The sequence below is a fragment of the Burkholderia guangdongensis genome (assembly GCF_013403875.1).
GTDB lineage: Bacteria > Pseudomonadota > Gammaproteobacteria > Burkholderiales > Burkholderiaceae > Burkholderia > Burkholderia guangdongensis.
In genome coordinates, this window is the sequence record NZ_JACBNX010000030.1 from 28,952 (window position 1) to 50,611 (window position 21,660).

General features: G+C 68.6%; 19 protein-coding genes. 13 read left to right on the plus strand and 6 right to left on the minus strand.

Going from position 1 to position 21,660, the window contains the following annotated elements:
* The first annotated feature begins 7 nt into the window (after positions 1–7).
* Genes HZI36_RS24230 through HZI36_RS24260 form a run of 7 tightly spaced genes read left to right on the plus strand, consistent with a single transcriptional unit; the run spans position 8 to position 8,326 of the window.
* On the plus strand, positions 8–2,149 hold the full coding sequence (locus HZI36_RS24230) for a GNVR domain-containing protein (RefSeq protein ID WP_179405211.1): 2,142 nt from the start codon (positions 8–10) through the stop codon (positions 2,147–2,149).
* Complete coding sequence (locus tag HZI36_RS24235; protein ID WP_179405212.1) at positions 2,146–3,381, plus strand: polysaccharide biosynthesis protein; 1,236 nt, start codon at positions 2,146–2,148, stop codon at positions 3,379–3,381. Before HZI36_RS24230 ends, HZI36_RS24235 begins: the two co-directional genes overlap by 4 nt.
* Positions 3,378–4,589: a capsular polysaccharide export protein, LipB/KpsS family gene (locus HZI36_RS24240; RefSeq protein WP_179405213.1), complete on the plus strand. Its 1,212-nt coding sequence runs from the start codon at positions 3,378–3,380 to the stop codon at positions 4,587–4,589. Before HZI36_RS24235 ends, HZI36_RS24240 begins: the two co-directional genes overlap by 4 nt.
* Positions 4,586–5,116 carry a serine O-acetyltransferase gene (locus HZI36_RS24245; protein ID WP_179405214.1) on the plus strand — a complete coding sequence of 177 codons (531 nt, stop codon included), beginning with the start codon at positions 4,586–4,588 and terminating at the stop codon, positions 5,114–5,116. The genes HZI36_RS24240 and HZI36_RS24245 overlap by 4 nt, the downstream gene beginning before the upstream one ends.
* Positions 5,113–6,054, plus strand: coding sequence for a glycosyltransferase (locus HZI36_RS24250; RefSeq protein WP_179405215.1), 942 nt, complete (start codon positions 5,113–5,115; stop codon positions 6,052–6,054). The genes HZI36_RS24245 and HZI36_RS24250 overlap by 4 nt, the downstream gene beginning before the upstream one ends.
* Positions 6,051–7,244, plus strand: a complete 1,194-nt coding sequence (locus HZI36_RS24255; protein ID WP_179405216.1) for an EpsG family protein — start codon at positions 6,051–6,053, stop codon at positions 7,242–7,244. Before HZI36_RS24250 ends, HZI36_RS24255 begins: the two co-directional genes overlap by 4 nt.
* A complete protein-coding gene (locus HZI36_RS24260; RefSeq protein WP_179405217.1) occupies positions 7,241–8,326 on the plus strand; it encodes a glycosyltransferase in 1,086 nt (361 codons plus the stop codon). The genes HZI36_RS24255 and HZI36_RS24260 overlap by 4 nt, the downstream gene beginning before the upstream one ends.
* A 66-nt stretch (positions 8,327–8,392) precedes the next feature.
* Here HZI36_RS24260 and HZI36_RS24265 read toward each other — a convergent pair whose 3' ends face one another.
* Positions 8,393–9,304: a bestrophin family protein gene (locus HZI36_RS24265; protein WP_179405218.1), complete on the minus strand. Its 912-nt coding sequence runs from the start codon at positions 9,302–9,304 to the stop codon at positions 8,393–8,395.
* Positions 9,305–9,469: 165 nt separating this feature from the next.
* Between HZI36_RS24265 and HZI36_RS24270 the strand changes: the two genes are divergently transcribed.
* Positions 9,470–10,090: an HAD-IB family hydrolase gene (locus HZI36_RS24270; RefSeq protein WP_179405219.1), complete on the plus strand. Its 621-nt coding sequence runs from the start codon at positions 9,470–9,472 to the stop codon at positions 10,088–10,090.
* 113 nt (positions 10,091–10,203) lie between these two features.
* Here HZI36_RS24270 and gabP read toward each other — a convergent pair whose 3' ends face one another.
* Positions 10,204–11,616, minus strand: coding sequence for a GABA permease (gene gabP / locus HZI36_RS24275; protein WP_179405220.1), 1,413 nt, complete (start codon positions 11,614–11,616; stop codon positions 10,204–10,206).
* 186 nt (positions 11,617–11,802) lie between these two features.
* Between gabP and HZI36_RS24280 the strand changes: the two genes are divergently transcribed.
* Positions 11,803–12,747 (plus strand): LysR family transcriptional regulator, encoded by a 945-nt coding sequence (locus HZI36_RS24280; protein WP_246327207.1) that lies wholly within the window; start codon positions 11,803–11,805, stop codon positions 12,745–12,747.
* A 78-nt stretch (positions 12,748–12,825) separates the two neighbouring features.
* Here HZI36_RS24280 and HZI36_RS24285 read toward each other — a convergent pair whose 3' ends face one another.
* A complete protein-coding gene (locus tag HZI36_RS24285; protein WP_179405221.1) occupies positions 12,826–13,692 on the minus strand; it encodes a helix-turn-helix transcriptional regulator in 867 nt (288 codons plus the stop codon).
* A 233-nt stretch (positions 13,693–13,925) separates the two neighbouring features.
* Here HZI36_RS24285 and HZI36_RS24290 point away from each other — a divergent pair, with 233 nt between their 5' ends.
* Complete coding sequence (locus tag HZI36_RS24290; protein WP_343050534.1) at positions 13,926–14,960, plus strand: AraC family transcriptional regulator; 1,035 nt, start codon at positions 13,926–13,928, stop codon at positions 14,958–14,960.
* Positions 14,961–15,098: 138 nt separating this feature from the next.
* Here HZI36_RS24290 and HZI36_RS24295 read toward each other — a convergent pair whose 3' ends face one another.
* The 3 genes from HZI36_RS24295 to HZI36_RS24305 form a co-directional block, all read right to left on the minus strand.
* Positions 15,099–16,577: a sodium:solute symporter family protein gene (locus tag HZI36_RS24295; RefSeq protein ID WP_179405223.1), complete on the minus strand. Its 1,479-nt coding sequence runs from the start codon at positions 16,575–16,577 to the stop codon at positions 15,099–15,101.
* On the minus strand, positions 16,574–16,789 hold the full coding sequence (locus HZI36_RS24300; protein ID WP_179405224.1) for a DUF3311 domain-containing protein: 216 nt from the start codon (positions 16,787–16,789) through the stop codon (positions 16,574–16,576). The genes HZI36_RS24295 and HZI36_RS24300 overlap by 4 nt, the downstream gene beginning before the upstream one ends.
* A 125-nt stretch (positions 16,790–16,914) precedes the next feature.
* Positions 16,915–17,805, minus strand: a complete 891-nt coding sequence (locus tag HZI36_RS24305) for a patatin-like phospholipase family protein (RefSeq protein ID WP_179405225.1) — start codon at positions 17,803–17,805, stop codon at positions 16,915–16,917.
* Between the two features lie 383 nt (positions 17,806–18,188).
* Between HZI36_RS24305 and HZI36_RS24310 the strand changes: the two genes are divergently transcribed.
* The 3 genes from HZI36_RS24310 to HZI36_RS24320 all read left to right on the plus strand — a co-directional run.
* Positions 18,189–19,241 carry an RNA-guided endonuclease InsQ/TnpB family protein gene (locus HZI36_RS24310; RefSeq protein ID WP_179405230.1) on the plus strand — a complete coding sequence of 351 codons (1,053 nt, stop codon included), beginning with the start codon at positions 18,189–18,191 and terminating at the stop codon, positions 19,239–19,241.
* 342 nt (positions 19,242–19,583) lie between these two features.
* Positions 19,584–21,395, plus strand: coding sequence for an acyl-CoA dehydrogenase (locus HZI36_RS24315; RefSeq protein ID WP_179405226.1), 1,812 nt, complete (start codon positions 19,584–19,586; stop codon positions 21,393–21,395).
* Between the two features lie 86 nt (positions 21,396–21,481).
* On the plus strand, positions 21,482–21,660 hold a 179-nt coding region (locus HZI36_RS24320; protein WP_179405231.1), incomplete at its 3' end, for an FAD-dependent oxidoreductase.

Here is a 21,660-nt window from a genome sequence, read left to right on the forward strand (position 1 = left end):
GCCGCGCATGGACGTGAATCAAGACTATTCGGCCGTGCCGGACCACGCACTCGAGCGACTGGTCGCGCTCGCGCGCATGTTGCGCGACGGCGCCCGGATGATCGCGCTGTGCACGGCCGGCGCGATGCTCGCCGGTCTGGCGTACCTCGCATGTGCGCGGCCGGTCTATCAGGCGGACCTGATGGTGCAGATCGAGAATAGCCCCGATACGACCGCGTTCCGCAGCCTGCTCGGCGACGTGTCGAGCTTGTTCGCCGTGCGTTCGACCGCCGCCGCGGAAACCCAGATCCTGGCGTCGCGGCTCGTGGTGTCGCGCGCGGTCGACGCGCTCGCGCTGTTCGTCGACGCGCGGCCGAAGCGCCTGCCGCTGATCGGCCACTGGTTCGCGCGTCGCGGCGATGGCGCGGCGCGTCCGGGGCTCTTCGGCTGGGGCGGCTACACGTGGGGCACGGCGCGCATCCGCGTGTCGCACTTCGACGTGCCGCGCGCGCTCGCCGGCTGCCGGTTCACGCTGACCTATCTAGGTGATGGCCGTTACCGGCTCGCCGGCGAGACACTCGGCGCGGGCTGGCACGGCCGCGTCGGCGAGCTGGCGCGCCGGCGCGCGGGCGACGGCGAACTGGCGTTGCGCGTCGACGCGATCGACGCGCAACCCGGCGCGGCTTTCGAGCTGATCCGCTTGTCTCGGCGCCAGGCGATCGACACGCTGCGCAACCAGCTTAGCGTGCAGGAGAGGATCAAGCAGTCGGACGTCGTCATCGCGAGCCTGCGCGGCGACGATCCCGAACAGGTGAGTCGCACCCTCAACGAGATCGGCGTGCAGTACATCCGGCAGAGCCTCGAACGCAAGGCGGAGGAGGCGGCGAAGTCGCTCGACTTCCTCGAGGCGCGCCTGCCCGCGCTGCGCCGGCAACTGACCGAATCCGAGGCGCGCCTGACCGCGTTGCGCGACGCGCGCGGTTCGATCGATCTCGCCGAGGAGGCGCGACTCGCGCTCGCGACGCTGGCCGATCTCGCGACGCGCACGCTCGAACTTCAGCTGAAGCGCGACGCGCTGCTGTCGGGTTTCACCTCCGCGCATCCGTCGGTGCAGGCGCTCGACCGGCAACTCGCGGCGCTCGGCGCGCGCCGCGACGCGGCCGAACAGACGCTGCGGCGCTTGCCGGCCCTGCAGCAGACGATCGTGCGGTTGATGCTCGACGTGAAAGTGAACACCGATCTCTACACGGCGCTGCTGAACAACATGCAGCAGTTGCAGCTCGTGCAGGCTGGCAATGTCGGCAACGTGCGGCTCGTGGACGTCGCGGTCACCCCCGAAATGCCGATCGGTCCGCACCGTCGGCTGGTGGCGGCGGCGTCGCTGCTGCTGGGCTTGCTTACCGGCGGCGGGATCGTGATCGCGCGCGGATTGCTGTGGCGCGGTGTCGACGATCCGCGCGAGGTTGCGCACGCGGCGCGCGCGCGCGTGGTGGCGCGCGTGGGCGCGGATGCTCGCTCGCTCGAGGATCTGCGTGGATTGCGGATGACGTTGCGCGACACGGGCAACCCGTTCGTGCTGCTCGTCGCGCCCGACGCGGGCGCGGGCTGTGCGTTCATCGCGGCCCGGCTCGCGGCGCTGTCGGCCGCGACCGGCGCGCGCGTGCTGCTGGTCGACGCGGACCCGCATCGCGCGAACCTGAGCGCGCGGCTCGGCTGCGCGCGCGCGCCGGGTTTGTCCGACTGGCTCGCGGGTCCGGCGCACGCGGCACCGGCGTTGCGCGTGGACTGCCTCGAGGGGGTGGCGGTGCTGCCCGCCGGTGCGCCGGACACGCACGCGACGGACCGGCTCGCGGGCCTCGCGAGCCTGGCGCGTTTGTCGGCGCTCGCGCGCAACTACGACCGGGTGCTGGTGGTCGCGCCGCCGGTGCTCGCGTGGTCCGACGCCGGCGCGTTCGCCCCGCTGGCCGGCACCGTGTTGCTCGTCGCGCGAGCGGGCGCGACGCGGCTCGCGGCGCTCGCCGACGCGGCGCGGCGGCTGGCGGACTATGGCGTCGCGCCGGACGGGGTGGTGCTCAATGGCGGCGGACGCGCCGCGCCCGGCGCGCGGGCAGGCGAGCGGGGCCGCGCGCGGTGGCGCGCACGCTTGGCCCGCTGGCGTGGACGCCAATGATCCGGCTCGCGCACTCGGCGGCGTCGCTCGGCGGCGCGATCGCCGCGCAGGCGTCGCTGCTCGCGTGCGTCGCGTGGCTCGGCCGCGCGCAGGGTGTCGCCGCGCTCGGCGTGTTTGGCTACCAGCTCGCGCTCGGCACGTTCGGCGGCACGCTGCTGGCGCTGCGCTACGAACTCGCGTGCGTCAGCGACGATCCGCGCGCGGCGTTCGACGCGTTGCGCCATGCGTTCGTGCTGGCCTGCGGCGTTGCCGCGCTCATCGCGCTGGGCGTGGCCGCGAGCGGTCGCGCGGACCTGTACCCGGTCGTGCTGTTCGGCTGCGCGACCTGGGCGCAGCTGGCGGTCGGCGGCTATCTGAACAGCCTGCGACGCTATGGCTGGATCGCCGCGTCGCGCGCGGCGGCCAACCTGCTGATGCTCGCGTGGCTCGCGTGGCTCGCGGGCGGCGCGCCGGCCGGCGTCGACGCGTTCGCCGTGTACGCGATCGCGCACGCGACGGTTGCCGCGCTGATGCTCGGGTATGCGCTGCGCGCCGGCCGTCGCGATGAAACCGGCCCCGTCGCGCGCGCGTTCTTCGTCGCGCAATGCCGCTACCCGCTGTACATCCTGCCGTCGACGCTGTGCGCCGCGATGCAGACCTATGCGTTGTCGATCGCGATTCCGCTGTGGTTCGACGCGCGCAGCGCCGGCCTGTTCGCGCTGGCTTACTGGCTCGGCGGCGCGCCGGTGTCGCTGCTGGGGCAGGGCGTGGGCGCGGTGTTCCGGCGCGACGCGCTCGCCGTTCTTGCGCGCGGCGACGAGAACGGCGGCGTCGCGGACCTGTATCGCCGTTACGCGCTCGGGCTGGCCGCGCTCGCGTTCGCGTATGGCGGCGCGGGGCTGCTGCTGGTCCGGCCCGTAGTCGAGCTCGGCTTCGGCCTCGCATGGGCGGATGCCGCCGCGTTTTATCGCGGCCTCGCGCCGTGCTTCATCGTGCAGATGGTCTATGTCCCGCTCGCGCAGGTGTTCCTGGTGGTCGGCGCGCAACGCGCGGACCTGCTGTTCCAGTGCGGGGCCGGCCTCGCGCTCGCGGCGGCGCTCGCGGCCGCGTGGCTCATGAACCTGTCGGCGCTCGACGGCGTGCGGCTGTTCGCGCTGGCCGGCGCGGCGGTCGCGGGCGCGGGGCTCGTGCTGACGTACGGGCTCGCGCGACGCGCGACGCCCCGGCATTCGATCGTGGGGGAACCGGCATGATTCTGGTGGTCGTCGATTCGATGGAACGGTGCTATTTTTTTCTGCGGCTCGCGCGGCCGGTGCGGCGCGAGTTCGCGTTCCTGTTCCTGGTCAGCGAGCCGCTCGCGTGGGGGCTGCTGACGCTCGCCGGCTATCCCGCGGTCTATGTGCGCGCGCGCCGGCGGCGGCTCGCGCCGGCGGCCACCGCCGACCCGGGCGGCGCGACGGCCGCGATCGAGGTGCTGAACGCGCGCATGCCCGTGGCCCGCGCGCGCGACGACGCGCGCGAGGCGTGGCGCGTGGCGCGGATGCTGGTCCGTCGTCACAGGATCGCGCAATGCGTGCTCTGGAACGGCCAGCAGCTGTTGTGCCGCGCAGTCGCCCGCGCATGCGTCGAGCGCCGCGTGCCGCTGCGCTTTCTCGAACTGTCCAATCTGCCGGACAAACTGTTCGCGGATCCGCTCGGCGTCAACGCGCTGTCGTCGCTGGCCGCCGCGCCGGACGCGCTCGATGCGCTCGACGCGCTGCCGCTGCCGAGCGACGCGCTGCACCGGCGCTGGCTCGCGCGCTACGAGGCGTACAAGGCGCGGCCGCTGCCGCAGGCCACGACGCGGCCGGTCCGCAAGCTGCTGTCCGCGTGCAACTATTTGCTCAAGCACGCCACGCACGGCGTCGCGCGGCTCGATCGGCGCGCGTTGCGCGTCGCTCAGGCGCTGCCGCCGCCGCGCGAGGCGCTCGCGCTTGACCCGGCGACACTCATGCGACGGCGTTACGTGTTCCTGCCGTTGCAGGTGGCCGGTGACACGCAGCTGCGGCTGCATTCGGATGTCGACAACCTGCAGGCGATCGAGCAGGCGGTGCGGATCGCGCAGGCGGCCGGCGCGGATCTGATCGTCAAGCTGCATCCGGCCGAGTACGACGCCGCCGAGCTCGCCCGTGTGCTGGCCAGCCAGCGCCGGCACCGCTTCGCGCTCGCGACGACGCCGACGCTCGAACTGATCCGGCACGCGGCCGCGGTCGTCACGATCAATTCGACGGTCGGGCTCGAGGCGATGCTGCACGGCAAGCCGGTCGCGGCGTTCGGTCGCTGCTTTTATCGGTCGTTCGACCACGCGCGCCTGCTCAAGTACATCCACGGCTTCCTGGTCGACGGTATCGACTACTTCGCCACCGGCGCGATCGCGCCCGACGCGGCGCGGCGCGTGTTCGGCGGCGGGCGCGAGCGATGACAGTCACGCTGCGCGCCACCGTCGCGGCGATGGTCGAGGACTGTCGCCGCAATGCATTCGTCAAGCCGATCTGCGTGATGCTGGCCTACCGGATCGCGCATTACCTCGCGCGGCGCAGCCGCATCACGCGCGTGCTCGGCGCGCCGCTCATTGCGCTCTACGTATTCGTTGCCGATTGGATCATGGGCATCGACATCCCGCCCGGCACGCGCATCGGCGAGGGCTTCACGCTCTATCACGGCACCGGCACCGTGATCAACGGCTATTGCGCGATCGGCGCGCGCTGCGTGATGCGCCACGGCGTGACGATCGGCAACCTGCTGCGCGACGACGGCACGACGAGCGGCGTGCCGTCGATCGGCGACGACGTCGAGTTCGGCGCGCATTGCATCGTGCTCGGCGAGGTCAGGATCGGCGATCGCGCGCGGATCGGTGCGGGCGCGGTGGTGTTGCGCGACGTGCCGGACGACGGCGTCGCGGTCGGCGTGCCGGCGACCGTATCCATCAAACGGAGATCCTCCGCATGAAGGTATTCCTGCTGCACCCCGGCCGCGCGCATTACCCGGAGCTCGACGCCTACGCGAGCTGCCTCGCCGAGCACGGCTTCGACGTGGCGCGCGGCGACGTCGAAGCCTACCGCGCGTGCGCCGGGTCGGGGCTGCGCGTGCTGTGGTGCGTGATGGGCTTTTATCCCGCGTTGCCGCCCGCGGACGTCGTGATCCACGACTACCGTTCTCTGTCCGTCGGTCGCCTCGGGATCGTGAAGGATGGGATCAAGCGCTTCTGCCAGCCTCGGCCGAACCTGCGTGTGTTTCAGAACGAGCGCCTGCGCGACGCGCTTGCGTTTCGCGACGGCGTGCCGTCGCTGCTGCTGCCGATGGGCGTGCCGGACTGGCTGTTCGATGTCGCGCGCGATCCGCCCGCGCCCGGCCTCGGCGGCGTCTACTGCTATGCCGGCGCGATGAGCCGCGAGCGGGGCTTCCATCGGGTGCTCGCGGCGTTCCGCGATCGTCCGCGCGCGGCCGGCGAGACCCTGGTGCTCGTCGGCGAGCCCGAACCGGCGATCCACCGTGCGTTCCGCGACGTCGCGGGCATCGTGTTCGCCGGCCGGCTGCCGCAACGCGAGGCACTCGACGTCGTGCGCCGTTCCGACTTCGCGCTCGGCTATTTCCCGTACCACCGGCCGCATCGGATGCAGACGCCGACCAAGCTGCTCGAATACGCGGCGCTGGGCAAGTCAATCATTTGCAACAACGCGCCGGCGAACCTCGAGACCGCCGCCGCGTGGGGCATCCGGATCCAGCTCGCCGGGCGCGCGATCTTCGATTGCGGGAAATTTCCGCGCGAACGCGTGCCGAACGATCCGCAGCGGCTGAGGCCGCTCGCGTGGCGGTCGGTCATCGCGGCGTCGGGCGTGCTCGACCAGGTGCGCGCGCTGCTCGCGGCGGCGCCGCGTCGGAGATGAACGTCGCGCGCCGCGCCGCATGGGCGACGGTTGCACTCGCGACGCCGGTCGCGTTGCCGTTCGGCGCGTTCTACGGCGCGTTGCTGGCTGCCACGCTCGCGGCCGCGGTGTGGCAACCGGGCCGGCGGACCGTCGCCGCGCTGTGCGTCGGCGCGGTGCTCACGCTCGGGCCGCTCGTCGCGCTCAAGCTGCCGCTGCCGATCGGCGGCAACGATAAGCCCCAGTACCTCGACTTCATGCGCGAATTGCACGCTTACGGCATGGAGCCGTATATGGCACGACAGCCGGAGTTCGTCTCGTTCGTGTCGCTATCCGCCGCCGAGCAGCTGGCGGGCACGGGCGACGCCGCGTTCCTGTTGCTGTTCGTCGCGTACTTCTCGCTGCTGCTCGCGGCGATCTGGGCTCAGCAGTACCAGGCAATTCCGCTGTTCCTGGTGCTGCTGTTGTCCGCGTCGTCGTTCTACGGCACGTACGGCAACCTGATCCGCCAGTCGATGGCGTTGCCGTTCCTGTTCATGATGATCGGCGCGCGCGGCCGGGTGACCGCCGGCTGCTGCATGGCGCTCGCGGCGCTCGCGCATCTGCCGGCGCTGGTCGTCGGCGCGCCGTATCTGCTGTACCGGCTCCTCGGCAAATGCGCCGTGCCGCTGCTCGCGGCGGTCGCGGCGGGCGCCGCGCACCTGCCGGGCCTCGGCGCGGCGCTGCTCGGCGGCGGTGATTCGTATCTGTCGAACAAGGTCGATTTGTATGCGTCGTGGGACAACGACAGCATCGCGGGCGTCGCGCTGTTCGCGTCCGCGATCGCGTCGCTGTGCGCGCTGCTGTGGTGGCGCGGCGACGGCTGGCGCGCGCGCAGCGACGCGGCAACCCGCGCGCTCGCGTGGCGCTACCTGGCCGCGCTCGGGCTGGCCGCGCTCGCGCTCGTCGCGACGCGCGGTTATACGAAGGTGTTCGAACGGATCTACATCTATTTTTTCGTGATCGCGCTGATGTATCTCGCACTCGTGATATCGCGCGTGGCGCCGGGCCCGCGCAAGGGGCTCGTGCTCGCGTGTGCGATCGGCTATGGCGTATACGGGTTCGCGAAGAATCTCGACGTGCAGCCGTTGCTGTTCCAGGGTGATCCGTACGGATTCCTGACCGCGAACCTCGCCGACCTGTATCGCGGTTTTTTGCTGCAGACGCGATGAGGATCGTCCAGGTAGTCGAATCGACCGCAACCGGCACGCTGTCGATGGTGAGCCTGATCGCGAACCGGTTCGCGGCGGCCGGCCACGAGGTCCATGTGATCTATTCGGCGCGTCCCGACACGCCGGCCGCGCTGCACGCGCTGTTCGGCCCGCGCGTGACGCTGCGATGCTTGCCGATGCGCGGGCGGGCGCTTTTCGTGACGCTCGTCGCGTTGCGCCGCGCGCTGATCGCGCTCGATCCGCAGGTCGTGCACCTGCATTCGTCGTTCGCGGGTTTCGCCGGCCGGCTCGCGACGCTGGGCGCGTTGCGCGACGCGGCGCTGTTCTATAGCCCGCACTGCATCGCGTTCATGCGACGCGACGTATCGCGCGCGATGCGCGTGGCGTTTGTCGCGCTGGAGCGGATCGCATGCATGCGCGCGTGCCGCTATGTCGCGTGTTCGGACAGCGAGCGCGATGCGGTGCGCTCGCGCCTGCGGCAAGCGGTTGCGGTGGTGGAGAACGCGGTGGAGCCGCTGCCGGCCGCGCGTTGGCCACGGCGCGCGTGCGATGCGGCGCGGCCGCTCGACGTGGTGACCGTGGGCGGCGTTCGGCCGCAAAAGGACCCACACCTGTTCGCGGAGATCGCGCAGCGGCTTCGTGGCGACGCAATGCGCTTCACGTGGATCGGCGACGGCTCGGCGTCGCACGCGGATGCGCTGCGCGCGGCCGGGGTCGAGGTGACCGGCTGGCGCGCGCGCGCCGATGTGTTGCGCCGGCTCGCCGACGCGGACGTCTATCTGTCGACCTCGGCCTGGGAAGGCATGCCGGTGTCGGTCATCGAGGCGATGTCGGCCGGCGTCGCGGTTGTCGCGACGCGCTGCAGCGGCAACGTCGACGCGCTCGCACACCTGCGCACCGGCTTGTTGTTCCGCGATGCGGACGAGGCGATCGCGTGCCTGCGCGCGCTGCGGCGCAATCGCGCTCTGTGCGCACGGCTCGGTCGCGCCGCGCGCGCGGTGGCCCGTGCGCGTTTTGCGCCCGCGCGCTTCATCGCGGAACTCGAACGGCTCTACCGCGACGGGAGCGGGTTGCGCGATTGATTGTCGGGGAGGGCTGAACTTGGCGGCGGATTGGGCGCATTCGCGCCGGCGGCGTGCGTGCGGCCGTTACAGCAGCACGTAGCTGTCGGACACCGACGCGCTTTGCGTGATCGGCTCCCCGATGGTCTCCCGCAGCGTCGCCTCGATCGATACCGACATCGCGTGGAGCGCGAGATCGTTCGGCTCGGTGCCGAACGGCTCCTCGATTTCCGCGCTCAGCGCCTCGAGCGCGAAGAACGTATACGCGACGAACGCGACGACGACGGGCGTCGTCGGCCCGATCGCGTCGACGAGGCCGAACGGCAGCAGAAAGCAGTACAGATAGACGGTCCGGTGGAGAATCACCGCGTACGTATACGGAATCGGCGTGTTCGCGATCCGCTCGCAGCCGCCGAGCGCGGTGCTGAGCTGGCACATCGGGCCTTCCATCGCCTGCACCGCGACGCTCGGCAGCGTGCCTTCCCGATGCCGCGCGCCGATCCATTCGCTCGCCATCCGCAGCAGGATCGCCGGCTTGAACTGCATCGCGGCGAGCCGTTCGCAATCGTCCGGCGGCAGGATCCGGCGCAGGTCGGCGGCGGGGTCCGTGTCGCGCAGCTGGTGCCGCAGCGCGTGGACGAACGCGATCAGCCGATGCACGAACGGCGGGACGGTCGACGCGTCGGTCGCGAAGCTCGTCGCCTGCCGCGCGAGCGAGCGCGTGTCGTTCAGCACCGCGCCCCAGAGCATCCGCGCTTCCCAGTAGCGCGCGTAGCTCGTGCTGTTGCGAAAGCCGAGAAAGATCGCGAGCGTGATCCCGATCAGCGAGAACGGCACGAAATTCAGCGGCACCTTCCACAGAAACAGCGTGCCGTGCAGCACGGTCACGACCGTCGCGAACACGGCGGTCAGGAGCAGCTGGGGCAGGATGTCCGGGAGCACGGAGCCGCGGATCACGAACAGCATTCTCAGCCAGTGCAGGCGGGGGCGGACGATCATCGGCGGTGCTCGGGCGGTGGGTTGTTCGGACGTGGAGAGGGCGGCCGATATGATCGCATATTCGTCGTTTTAGCCAACTCTGCTATCTTCCCATCCGTCGTCCTTCCTATTCACCAACCGATACCGCCGGCCGATGCGTCGACCGATATCACCGACCGATTTCCCATGACAGACCGCATCGTCGCCGCATTCGACTTCGACGGCACCATCACGACGGCCGACAGCTTCCGCCATTTCGTCCTTCACGCGATCGGCGCGCCGCGCTTCGCGTGGGCCGGACTGCGCGCGCTGCCGTGGATCGTCGCGATGAAGCTCGGCCTGACCTCGCGCGGCGCCGCGAAGGCGAAGTTCGCGTGGTTCGCGTTCGGCCCGGCCCGTGCGGACCGGCTCGACGCGCTCGCGCGTCGCTTCGTCGACACCGCGCTGCCGCCGCTCGTGCGCCCGGAGATGCTCGAGCGGATTCGCGAGCATCGCGCGCGCGGCCATGAGCTCGTGCTCGTCAGCGCGTCGCCGTCGCTGTACCTGAACCTGTGGGCGCCGGCGGCCGGTTTCGACGCGGTACTTGCCACCGAGCTCGCGTTCGACCGCGGCGCGTTCGCCGGCCGGCTCGCCGGCGAGAACTGCTGGGGGCCGCAGAAGGTCGCGCGGCTGCGCGCGTGGTGGGGCGACCGGCCGCCGCGACAGCTGTTCGCGTACGGCGACAGCCGCGGCGACAAGGAAATGGCGGCGCTCGCGAACCGCGCGTGGATTCGCGGGCAGGGGCCGCTGCCGCCGATCGACGATTGACGGGCGACGGGCGACGGGCGACGGGCGACGGGCGACGGGCGACGGGCGACGCAGACGACCGACGCAGAATACGGGCCGGTCTCGCGCCCGTACGTTCCGCCCCGGCGGCGGCGTCACGCGTTCATGTCCGCGCGCGCATACCCCACCGCTTCCTTGCGCCGGCCGTTGAGCACGCCGAGCGCGACGGTGACGGCCGTCAGCGCCGCGGTCGCGAGCACTTCGTCGCGGTGGTCGGGCAGCGTCAGCATGAAGCCGAGCGCGCCGACGATGAACGCGATCACGGCCCAGGTGAGCCACGGGTAGAGCCACATCCGGAACTCGAGCGCCGTGCCGCTGTTGCGCAGCCGGCGGCGCAGCAGCAACTGCGACACCGCGATCACGAGATAGACGAGCAGCGCGACCGCGCCCGAGCTCGCGAGCAGGAACGTGAACACCTTCTCCGGCGCGAAGTAGTTGACGATCGTCGTCAGGAACGCGATCGCGGTGCTGGCGAGCACCGCGGCGCGCGGCACCTGCCCGGACGCGGTCGTGCGGCACAGTGTCGCGGGCGCGTCGCCGCGCTTCGCGAGCGAGAACACCATCCGCGACGACGTGTAGATCGCCGAGTTCAGGCAGCTCGCGACCGACGTCAGCACGACGAGGTCGACGATCAGCTTCGCATACGGTATGTCGAGCAGCTCGAGCGTGCGCTGATACGAGCCGACCTGCGCGAGCTGCGGATCGTTCCACGGCACGACCGAGATCACGAGGAAGATCGACACGATGTAGAACAGGCCGATCCGCCAGATCACCGAGTTCGTCGCGCGCGTGATCTGGCGCGCCGGGTTCCGCGATTCGGCCGCCGCGATCGTGACGATCTCGGTGCCCATGAAGCTGAACATCGTCGTCAGCAGCGCGCCGAGCACCGCGCCATAGCCGTTCGGCGCGAATCCGCCGTGCGCGGCCATCAGCGTGCCGAGGCCGCTCACGTGCCGGTGCGGCAGCGCGCCCGTCATCGCGAACGCGCCGACCGCGATGAACGCGATGATCGCGACCACCTTGACGAGCGCGAACCAGAACTCGAACTCGCCGTAGCGCGCGACGCTGAACAGGTTCGTGACGGTCAACAGCGACGTGACCGCGAGCGCGAACACCCAGGTGTCGACTGCGGGGAACCACGCGTGCAGGATCGCGGCGGCCGCGATCGCCTCGAGCGGGATCGCGAGCACCCAGAACCACCAGTAGAGCCAGCCGATCGTGAAGCCGGCCCACTTGCCGATCGCGCGGTCCGCGTAGGTCGAGAACGAGCCGGTGTCCGGCGACGCGACGGCCATCTCGCCGAGCATCCGCATCACGAGCACGACGAGCGTGCCGGCCGCGAAATACGCGAGCAGTGCGGCGGGGCCGGCCGCCGCGATCGCGTGGCCGGAGCCGACGAAGAGCCCCGCGCCGATTACGCCGGCAATCGACAACATCGTGACATGGCGCTGCTGCAGGCCGGGGGCGAGCGTGGTCTTGCCGGGGCCGCTCGGGTGGGTGTGCGACATAGGGAAACGTCTCCTGAAATGCGGTTCGGTCGCTGTCTGTCGCAGCGTGGATTCGGACAGGTCTGCCTCGTCGACACGATGCCACGCGCCGCCGGCACGAAAAATTCGATTTTGCGAAACATTAGATAAGTGCGCGCTCAACCAAATGCGCGGAACCTTCGTGGCAGAATCGTTGCCGATTCAAGTATGCACGCACGCTCACTCACGATGATGAAGAAGGCCTCTGTCTCGCAAGTCACCGATTTCGACCTCAGATTGCTGCGGATTTTCAAGACGGTCGCGGAATACGGCAGCTTCGCCGCTGCGGAAAGCGCGCTCGGGATCACGCGCTCGGCGATCAGCCTGCACATGAGCGATCTCGAGAAGCGTCTCGGGATGCGGCTCTGCCAGCGCGGCCGCGCGGGCTTCTCGCTGACCGACGGCGGCCGCGAGGTGCTGCGCGCGAGCGCCACCGTGCTCGCCGCGATCGAGAATTTCCGGCGCGAGATCAACCAGTTCCACCGGACGCTGCGCGGCGACCTGAACGTCGGGATCATGAACAGCCTCGTCACGCAGCCGCGGATGCTGATCACGTCCGCGCTGCGGATGCTGCGCAGGAAGAGCGGCGACGTGAAGGTCAACATCAGCATGATCACGCCGGGCGAGATCGAGCGCGGGTTGCTCGACGGGCGGCTGCACGTCGGCGTGCTGCCGATGATCACGACGCTGTCGGGGCTCGCGTATCTGGCGCTGTACGACGAGCGCTCGCTGCTGTACTGCTGCGACGGGCATCCGCTGTTCGAGCGGCACGACCGCGCGTCGCCGGAGGAGATTCACGCCGCCGCGGCCGTCGCGCCGAACTACCGGATGACCGCGCAGGCGATCGATCTGCACGCGAAGCTCAATTGCGCGGCGAGCGCGTCCGATCGCGAAGGGCTCGCGCTGCTGATCATGACCGGCGAATATATCGGATTCCTGCCCGATCACTTCGCGGCGGACTGGGTGGCGAAGGGCAGGCTGCGTGCGATTCGTCCGGATCTGTTCAGCCATGACGCGACGCTCGCGCTCGCGACGCGCAAGGGGCGCCAGCAGAACCTGATCGTCGATCACTTCCTCGATTGTCTGGCGGCCGCGAAGAAGAAGCGGCAGTGAGAGGCGGGGCTGAGAAGCGGGACTAAGAAGCGGGTTGAGAAGCGGCACCGAGAATCCGCACCGGGAAGCGGAAAGGCGCTAGTGCGTCGCGTCGCCGCCCGCCACGTGGCCGAGCGCCGGCGTGCCGTGCCCCCACGCGATCAGCTCGCGCTTCGTGCGCACGCCGAGCTTCGCGAACGCGCGCTTCACGTACGACTCGGCCGACGCGAGCCGCACTTCGAGAATCTCGGCGGTCTCGGGCAGCGTCTTGCCGGCGATCAGATGCTTGCAGGTCTCGTATTCGCGCTTCGACAGCCGGATCCCCTCGGCCGCGACGCGCGCGTCGAACATCGACAGCGGCGCGGTGTCGGTCGGCAGATGCGCGATGCGCTTCGCGGCGGTCGTCGACGCATGCAGCTCGAGCAGCGGAAACAGGAAATCGCTGACCGCGCGAAAGCGCGTCATCTCGGCGAGCGAGAACGGCGGCTGGCGCCGCGCGCGCTCGAGCGCGATCGAATGCTGCGCGTAGCGGGTGCCGCGCGCGAGCACGCATTCGTGGCCGATCCGCACGTCGTCGAACAACCGCTGGCGGAATTCGCCGGGCGGCAGCGCGCTGATGTCGCGCACGACGAGCAGCGTGCCCGTCTTGCCGCGCAGGTCCGCGAACAGCGGGTCGGCGTCCTGGAAGCGCTCGTAGTAGAGCGTCATCACGTCGGAGACTTCGGCGTTCTCCATCCCGATCCCGCTGCTGCCGATCCATTCGCAGCGATAGCCACTCGGCATCGACACGTCGACGCGCGAGCGCTCGACGTGCGCGACGTCGAGCGGCACCACCTCGTTCAGCAGCACGGTCAGCCGATGCACGAAGTCGGGCGTGCCGACGGCCTCGATCACGTCGCCGAGCACCTTGAACGACACGTTGAAATGTTCGTTATTGCGATTGAAGGGGTCTACGTTGAGCAGCATGTCCGTGCCCCGTATGGGAAATCTGACCGATTTTACCGTTGTCGGGCCGGGTGCGTCTGCGCGGGCAAATCCGGGCATGCGAATGCTTTCGATTTGAAAGGATTTTTCGTCATCCGGTGCTCCGAATCCGATGCGGCACATCCGATGCCGCGATGCGCTTGGGGAGCCGGCTCAATGACCGCCGCGCCGTTGTGCGACAATGCACGCGCCGCCAGCCTGAGCGAAAGCCCGCCGTGGAACTATTTTCGTCGACCGTTCCGATCTCGATCCTCAACGGATTCCTGTCCGGCGCGAACCGGTCGGCCGTCGCGCGGCTCGCCGAGCGTTCCGGGATTCCGTACGAGCTGCTGCAGACGCCCGGCGCGCGCGTCACGCAGGAGCAGTTCTCGACGCTGTACCGGCTGCTCGCGACCGAGCTCGACGACGAGATGCCCGGCATCTTCAGCCGCCCGCTGCGCCGCGGCACGCTGAAGTTCCTGTGCCTGAGCCTGCTCGACGCGCCGCGCCTCGAAGTCGCGCTGCATCGCTTCGGCCAGTTCTTCCACCTGATCATCGACGACCTCGAGACCGTGTCGCGCCGCGACGGCGCGCACGCGTGCGTCGAGCTCGTCGCGGCGCCGGCCGGGCCGGGCGTCAGCATGCTCGGCTGCGAGCTGATGCTGAAGCTCGTGCACGGCGTCGCGTCGTGGCTGATCCGGCAGAAGATCCCGCTCGCGGGCGTCGACTTCGCGTTTGCCCGGCCCGCGCAGGCGGCCGACCATCTGTATCTGTTCCCCGGCCCGGTGCGCTTCGACTGCGACGCGACGCGCATCGCGTTCGACGCCGGCTATCTCGACCAGCCGATCCGGCAGCGCAAGGCCGATCTCGATGCGTTCCTGCAGCGTGCGCCGGAGGACTGGATCTTCGTGTCGTTTGCGGAGCGGCTCGTCTGCCATCGCGTGCGGCAGATCATCGCCGATCGGTTGCCGGCGACGCCGAACATCGACGACGTCGCGCCCGGGCTGAACATGTCGGTCCGCACGCTGAGCCGCCGGCTCGAGGCCGAGGGCACGACGTTCCAGGCGATCAAGGACGAGGTTCGGCGCGACATCGCGATCCAGCGGCTCACGCGCTCGACCGATGCGATCGCGTCGATCGCGTACGACGTCGGCTTCGACAATCCGACCGCGTTCCATCGCGCGTTCCGCCACTGGACCGGCAGCACCCCGGCCGCGTACCGGCACGGCGGCACGCCCGTGCACGCGGCGGACGGCGTGCGGGCGGGCTGACGCGGCCCGGGCTGGCCGGCCCGACGCCCGCCGGGCAACGCGGCCCGGGCCAAAGTGTCCCGGGCCAATGCGTCCCAGGCCAATGCGTCCTAGGCCAATGCGTCCTAGGTCAAAGAGTCCCGAACTGGCCGGCGCGGATCACATCGTGCGGTGCGCGGACGACTGCCCGGCCGCGCGCGGCTGCGTGAGCACGCTGACCGCGAGCATCACCGCGACGTTCAGCAGCAGTGCGACGAGCCCGATGTTCAGATCCTTGACCCAGTCGGGCAGCGTCGGGAACCACTGGCCGATGCTCGCATGCGTGAGCGTCGTGATCGCGACCACGACCACGCCGACGACGATCCCGGCGAACGCGCCCGGCATCGTGACCCAGCGGCGCGTCATCAGGCTCGCGACCATCGCGGGGAACAGCTGCGTGACGAAGCTGTAGCCCATCAGCAGCAGCGCGACGAGCGTCTCGCCGCCGTGCAGCGTGAAACCGACCGCGACGAGCGCGATCACCGGCACGAGCATGCGCGCGAGCCTGGCGACGCGCGCGTTGGTCGCCTGGCGGTCGAACGCGCCGCGATAGATGTCGTTCGCGATCAGCGTGGCCGCGGAATTGAGCAGCATCGAGCCCGGCACGAGCGCGGTCAGCACGCCCGCCGCGCCGATCAGGCCGACGACCCACGGATCGAAGCTCAGCAGCGACAGGCGGAACAGCGACAGGTCGATGTCGCCGCCTTTCAGCCCGGGCACCTTCAGCACCGCGGCGAAGCCGATGAAGAACACGAACAGCTGGATCAGCTGGTAGAGCGGCAGGATCGCCGCGTTGCGGCGGAAGATGCGCTCGTCGCGCGCGGTGAACACCGAGCCGAACGTATGCGGCCACATGAAGAAGCCGAGCGCGGTGAGCAGCACCGTCGACTGGAACCACGACACGCTCGAGCCCTTCGCGGGGAACGCGAGGAAGCCCGGCTTCGCCGCGTCGATCGTCCGGAACATGTCGCCGATCCCGCCGTAATGGTGGATCGGCAGATAGAGCCCGAGAAACACGACGATCCCGAGGATCATCATGTCCTTGATCACCGAGTTCCACGCGGAGCCGCGCACGCCGGAGACCGTCACGTACAGCGTGACGACGATCGCGCCGATCCAGATCGCGATTTCGGGCGAGATCGCGCCGTAGGACGCGGTCCGCACGATGATGCCGAGCCCCTTGAACTGCAGCACGAGATACGGGACGAGCGCGATCACGTCGACGATCGCGACGAGCAGCCCGAGCGACGGGCTCGCGTACTTGCTCGCGAGGAAGTGCGGTTGCGACAGCAGCCGGTTCGCTTTCGCGTAGCGCCAGACGGGCGGCAGCAGCCAGTAGGAGATCACGTACGCGAGCGTCGCGTACGGCAGGATGTAGTAGACGGGCGCGCCCTTGCCGTACGCGTAGCCGCTGCCGCCGAGAAACGTGAACGTCGTGTAGATCTCGCCGGCCATCAGCAGGAACACGAACGCGGTGCCGAAACTGCGTCCGCCGACTGCCCATTGTTCGAGATCCATGTCGTGCCCGTGCCGGGCGCGCATGCCGAGACCGAGGGCCAGCAGCGTGAAGGCGGCGATGATGACGAGTGCGCTGCTCATCGGCGTGCCTCCTCACTGTCGGCGGCCGGCGCGCGATTCGCGGGATCGAGCCGGTAGACGACGGTCATGATGACGGAGGACAGGATCACCCAGGCGACGATCCAGGCGAGCACGAACGGCATGCCGAACACGAGCGGCTCGACGCGGTTGACGAACGGAACGCCGGCGAGGATGCCGATGAACGGCAGCGCGGCGAGGATGCGGACGAACATGGCAGCGACTCTCCTCGAAAATACGGGCGGGATCGATGACGGCCTTGCGCCATGATTCTGTGCCTCGCCGGCGCGCGCTGCAAAGTTTTCAAAAATAAGGTGGGGAAGAGGCCGGGCGCCGGATCCTAGACGGATAGTCGGCTCAGCAGATGGCTCGCATCCTCTCTGCCCAACCGATAGGCAGCGTCCACCGTCGCCCTTGCGGTGCAGTCCCAGGTGGAAACCGGAATGGGTCGACTGGGTTGCCAGTATGTACGATCGCGGAATTGGAAAAGCTGCGGCCGGGATGGGTAATGACGCGTGAGCATGACCAGGGTGCTTTGTCGCTGTATCAGTGTCTGCTCGGGTATTGGGGCGTTGTCGGTATATCCGCCGTCAAACGCATATCTTCCGTGCAGCTTGACGGCCGCCATGATCGGAGGTGGCGCCGCCGCCGCCAACAGCACGCGATGCGCATCGACGACATCGCTGCAGCATGAGATGTCGATGAACTCCTGGCGCAGGCCGAGATAGGCTGGCAACCGTGGATGGATGTTGTGCCAGACTTTCTTGTCCGCGAGGTAGGCGAGCGTGCCGAGCGCCACGCTTAAGCCAAGGCCGAGAAAATGCGCGGGGCGCGTCACGGCCACGAGGAGTGACGACCCGGAGGCGCGCAACGCGCCGAAGGTCGCATCGTTGACGAATGTATCAAGCCAGGCTGGATAGACCGTCTGATGCGCGAACTCGACGCGGCCGCGCAGCAGCCGTTTCCAACGAAAGACCCGGTCGGTTTGGCCATACAGCGCTTTGCAGGCCTCGAGCGCCGTTTCTGGCCCCGTCGTCAGGCAGGCCGCCGCAATCGCTGCACCGGCGCTCGTCCCAATCCATTGCTTCGGCGCCCAGCCTTCCTCGATGAGGCGGCTGATAGCGCCAGCCTGCCACCAGCAGCGATTGCCGCCGCCGGCCAACGCCAGGGTCGACTGTTCGCCCCAGGATCGCGCCGACAGGAACGGCGCAGGGGCCGCCCGAGCACTCATTGCGCTACATGCGCATCTCCCGGTGGCTGGCATTTTTGACATCCCCCCATGTGCTAATGGCAACGAGAAGTGACATCAAGCCAAATGATGTATTTCGAATTGCCGACGGATTTTGTGGGGGGCAAATTTGCTTTTTGATGGCATGCTTCGATTTAATACAATGCATCGTCATGCCGTCAGGACCGCTAACCTTAGCCAAATAATTCGATCTGATCAAATGAACGTTGATCGCGATTGATTTGGATCAGGGTGTGCAAAAATCATCAAATAATGATGGTTGAATTTCACATCGTCCGGCACCGTGCGGCCCTGTTTCGCGTCGGCGCTGCGCGCGCGTGAGGAGCGCCGTCGATAGACGGCATTCCGACATTAGAATGACCGCCATGATCCTTGTCTATCGCTACCGGGTGAAGTCGCTCAACGGCTTGCTGAACCAGCAAAGCCGGGCGGTGAACTACGTCTGGAATTTCTGCAACGACACGCAGAAGCACGCGCTCAGGTGGAGCAAGAAGTGGCCGACGGGTTTCGACCTGAACGTGCTGACCACCGGCAGCAGCAAGGCACTCGGTATCCACTCCGGCACGGTCAACGCAACGTGCGAGCAATACGCGAAATCGCGCAGCCAGCACCGGCGCCCTTATCTGCGCTATCGCGGCAGGAAATCGCTTGGCTGGGTGCCGCTGAAGGGCCGCGATCTGAAACGCGAGGGCGAAGCGTTCCGCTTCGCCGGCCACACCTTTCGCGTGTTCAGCAGCCGGCCGCTTCCCGACGGCAAAATCAAGGACGGCACCAATTTCGCGCGGGATGCGCGCGGCCACTGGTTCCTGAACATCGTGATCGAGATGCCCGATGTTCAGGCGCGCCCGATCCGCTCGGGTGTCGGTATCGACCTCGGCCTGAAAGACTTCGCCACACTTTCGACCGGCGAGAAATTGCCCAACGACCGGTTCGGCCAACGCGCGGCCGAGAAGCTGGCAAAAGCGCAACGGGCGCGAAAGCACAAACGGCACATCGCGAAGCTGCATGCCGGGGTGGCGAATGCCCGCGCCGATTTCCAGCACAAGCTCGCGCTCGAACTGGTGCGGCGCTTCGATTACATCGCGGTCGGCAATGTGTCGGCATCGAAACTGGCCAGGACCAGGCTGGCGAAAAGCGTCTACGACGCATCCTGGTCGTCCTTCCGCAACAAGCTCCGCTACAAAGCGATGGCGCACGGAGCCACGTTCGAGGAAGTGGACGAAAGCGGTTCTACCCAGTCCTGTTCGGCGTGCGGGTCGAAAGACAGCACGACGCGGCCGAAAGGTATCGCGGGACTGCGAATAAGAGAGTGGGCTTGCAGTCGATGTGGTGTCGTGCATGATCGTGATACCAACGCTGCGTTGAACATTCTCCGATGCGGACGTGCATCGCCAGTTGTGGGAATCCCCCGTCTTTAGGCGGGGGAGGGCGTCAATCAATTGCATGATTTCCTCCAACCGTGTCTACCGATATGCTCATGGCCGGCCGTCCCGCACCGTCGACGCGCGGCGTCCGCTACCATCCCCGGCGGCGATATTAGAGGGGCCGCTCGGGGCCGCGCATCCACCAATTCGGCCGATCTATTGACAAAAGCTGCCACGCGGGGCCGGCGCACGACGGCAGGATTTGTCAACGAATGGACAGATTTGGATAACGCGAATCGCCGCGCCGCGCGGTACGATTGGCCATCGAAATCGTGCAGGACCGTCCGGACGACACGCGTCGCGGCGCGAATGCGCATCTGGGAAAGGAGACACGTGATGAGCTATGCAGCACCGGTCAAGGATATGGTTTTCGTGCTCGAAGAACTGGCGGATATTGCAAAAATCGCCACGTTGCCGGGCCTGGAAGATTCGAATCTCGAGACGGCGCAGGCCGTGCTCGACGAAGCCGCGAAATTCAACGCCGAAGTCGTCGCGCCGCTGAACGTGATCGGCGATACGCAGCCGACCACGTGGCGCGACGGCGTCGTCACCGCGACGCCGGGCTTCGCGGATGCGTTCCGGCAGTTCGGCGAAGGCGGCTGGCAGGGCGTCGTCCACCCGTCCGAGTTCGGCGGGCAGGGGCTCGCGAAGTCGATCGCGACGCCGTGCATCGAGATGCTGAACGCCGCGAACCTGTCGTTCGCGTTGTGCCCGCTGTTGACGGACGGCGCGATCGAGGCGCTGCTGACCGCCGGCTCCGACGAGCTGAAGGCGCGCTATCTGCCGAAGCTGATCTCGGGCGAATGGACGGGCACGATGAACCTGACCGAGCCGCAGGCCGGCTCCGACCTCGCGCTCGTGCGTACGAAGGCCGAGCCGCAGGGCGACGGCACGTACCGGATCTTCGGCACGAAGATCTTCATCACGTGGGGCGAGCACGATATGGCGGGCAACATCGTGCATCTGGTGCTCGCGCGCACGCCGGATGCGCCGGAAGGCGTGAAGGGGATCTCGCTGTTCGTCGTGCCGAAGTTCCTCGTGAACGACGACGAAAGCCTCGGCGCGCGCAACGACGTGCACTGCGTGTCGATCGAGCACAAGCTCGGGATCAAGGCGAGCCCGACCGCGGTGCTGCAGTTCGGCGATCACGGCGGCGCGCTCGGCTATCTGGTCGGCGAGGAGAATCGCGGCCTCGAGTACATGTTCATCATGATGAATGCCGCGCGCTTCGCGGTCGGCGTGCAGGGGATCGCGGTGTCGGAGGCCGCGTACCAGAAGGCGGCCGCGTATGCGAAGGAGCGCGTGCAGAGCCGGCCGGTCGACGGGTCGGCCAGGCAGGCGGTCACGATCGTCCAGCACCCGGACGTGCGCCGGATGCTCGCGACGATGCGCGCGATGATCGAGGGCGCGCGCGCGCTCGCGTACGTCGCCGCGTCGTACAGCGACGTCGCGCACGCGCATCCGGACGAAGCGGAGCGCGCGCGCGCCCTCGCGACCTACGAATATCTGGTGCCGCTCGTGAAGGGCTGGAGCACCGAGATGTCGATCGACGTGACGAGCCTCGGCGTGCAGGTGCACGGCGGGATGGGCTTCATCGAGGAGACGGGCGCCGCGCAGTTCTACCGCGACGCGCGCATCCTGCCGATCTACGAAGGGACGACCGCGATCCAGGCGAACGACCTCGTCGGCCGCAAGACGCTGCGCGACGGCGGCGCGGTCGCGAAGGCGATTCTCGCGGAGATCGACGCAACGCTCGCCGAATTGAAGGCCGCCGATGCCGGCGATGCCACCGACGCTCGGCGCGCGTTCGACGCGATGCACGCGCGCCTGTCGGCGGGCCGCGATGCGCTGTCGAACGTCGTCGAGTTCGTCGTCGCGAATGCGAAGGGCGATCCGAACGCGGTGTTCGTCGGCAGCGTGCTGTATCTGAAGCTCGCGGGCATCGTCGCGTGCGGCTGGCAGATGGCGCGCGCGATGCTCGCCGCGCAGCGCCGCCGCGCGGAGGATCCGTCGTTCTACGGCGCGAAGATCGCGACCGCGCACTGCTTCGCCGATTACGTGCTGCCGCAGGTGATCGCGCTCGAAGCGTCGATCCTCGCCGCGCGCAATGGCGAAGGCGCGCTCGCGCTGACCGAAGACCAGTTCTGAACGCGGAGGCTTCTATCGTGACGGACGAACGTTCTGCACAAAGCGCATCGGTGCACCTGCTCGCCGAGTACGGCCCGCGTGAGTCGATGGAATACGACGTCGTGATCGTCGGCGGCGGCCCGGCCGGGCTGTCGGCGGCGATCCGGCTCAAGCAGCTGGCGGCCGAGAAAGGCACCGAGATCGGCGTGTGCGTGCTCGAGAAGGGCTCGGAGATCGGCGCGCACATCCTGTCCGGCGCGGTGATGGATCCGCGCGCGCTCACCGA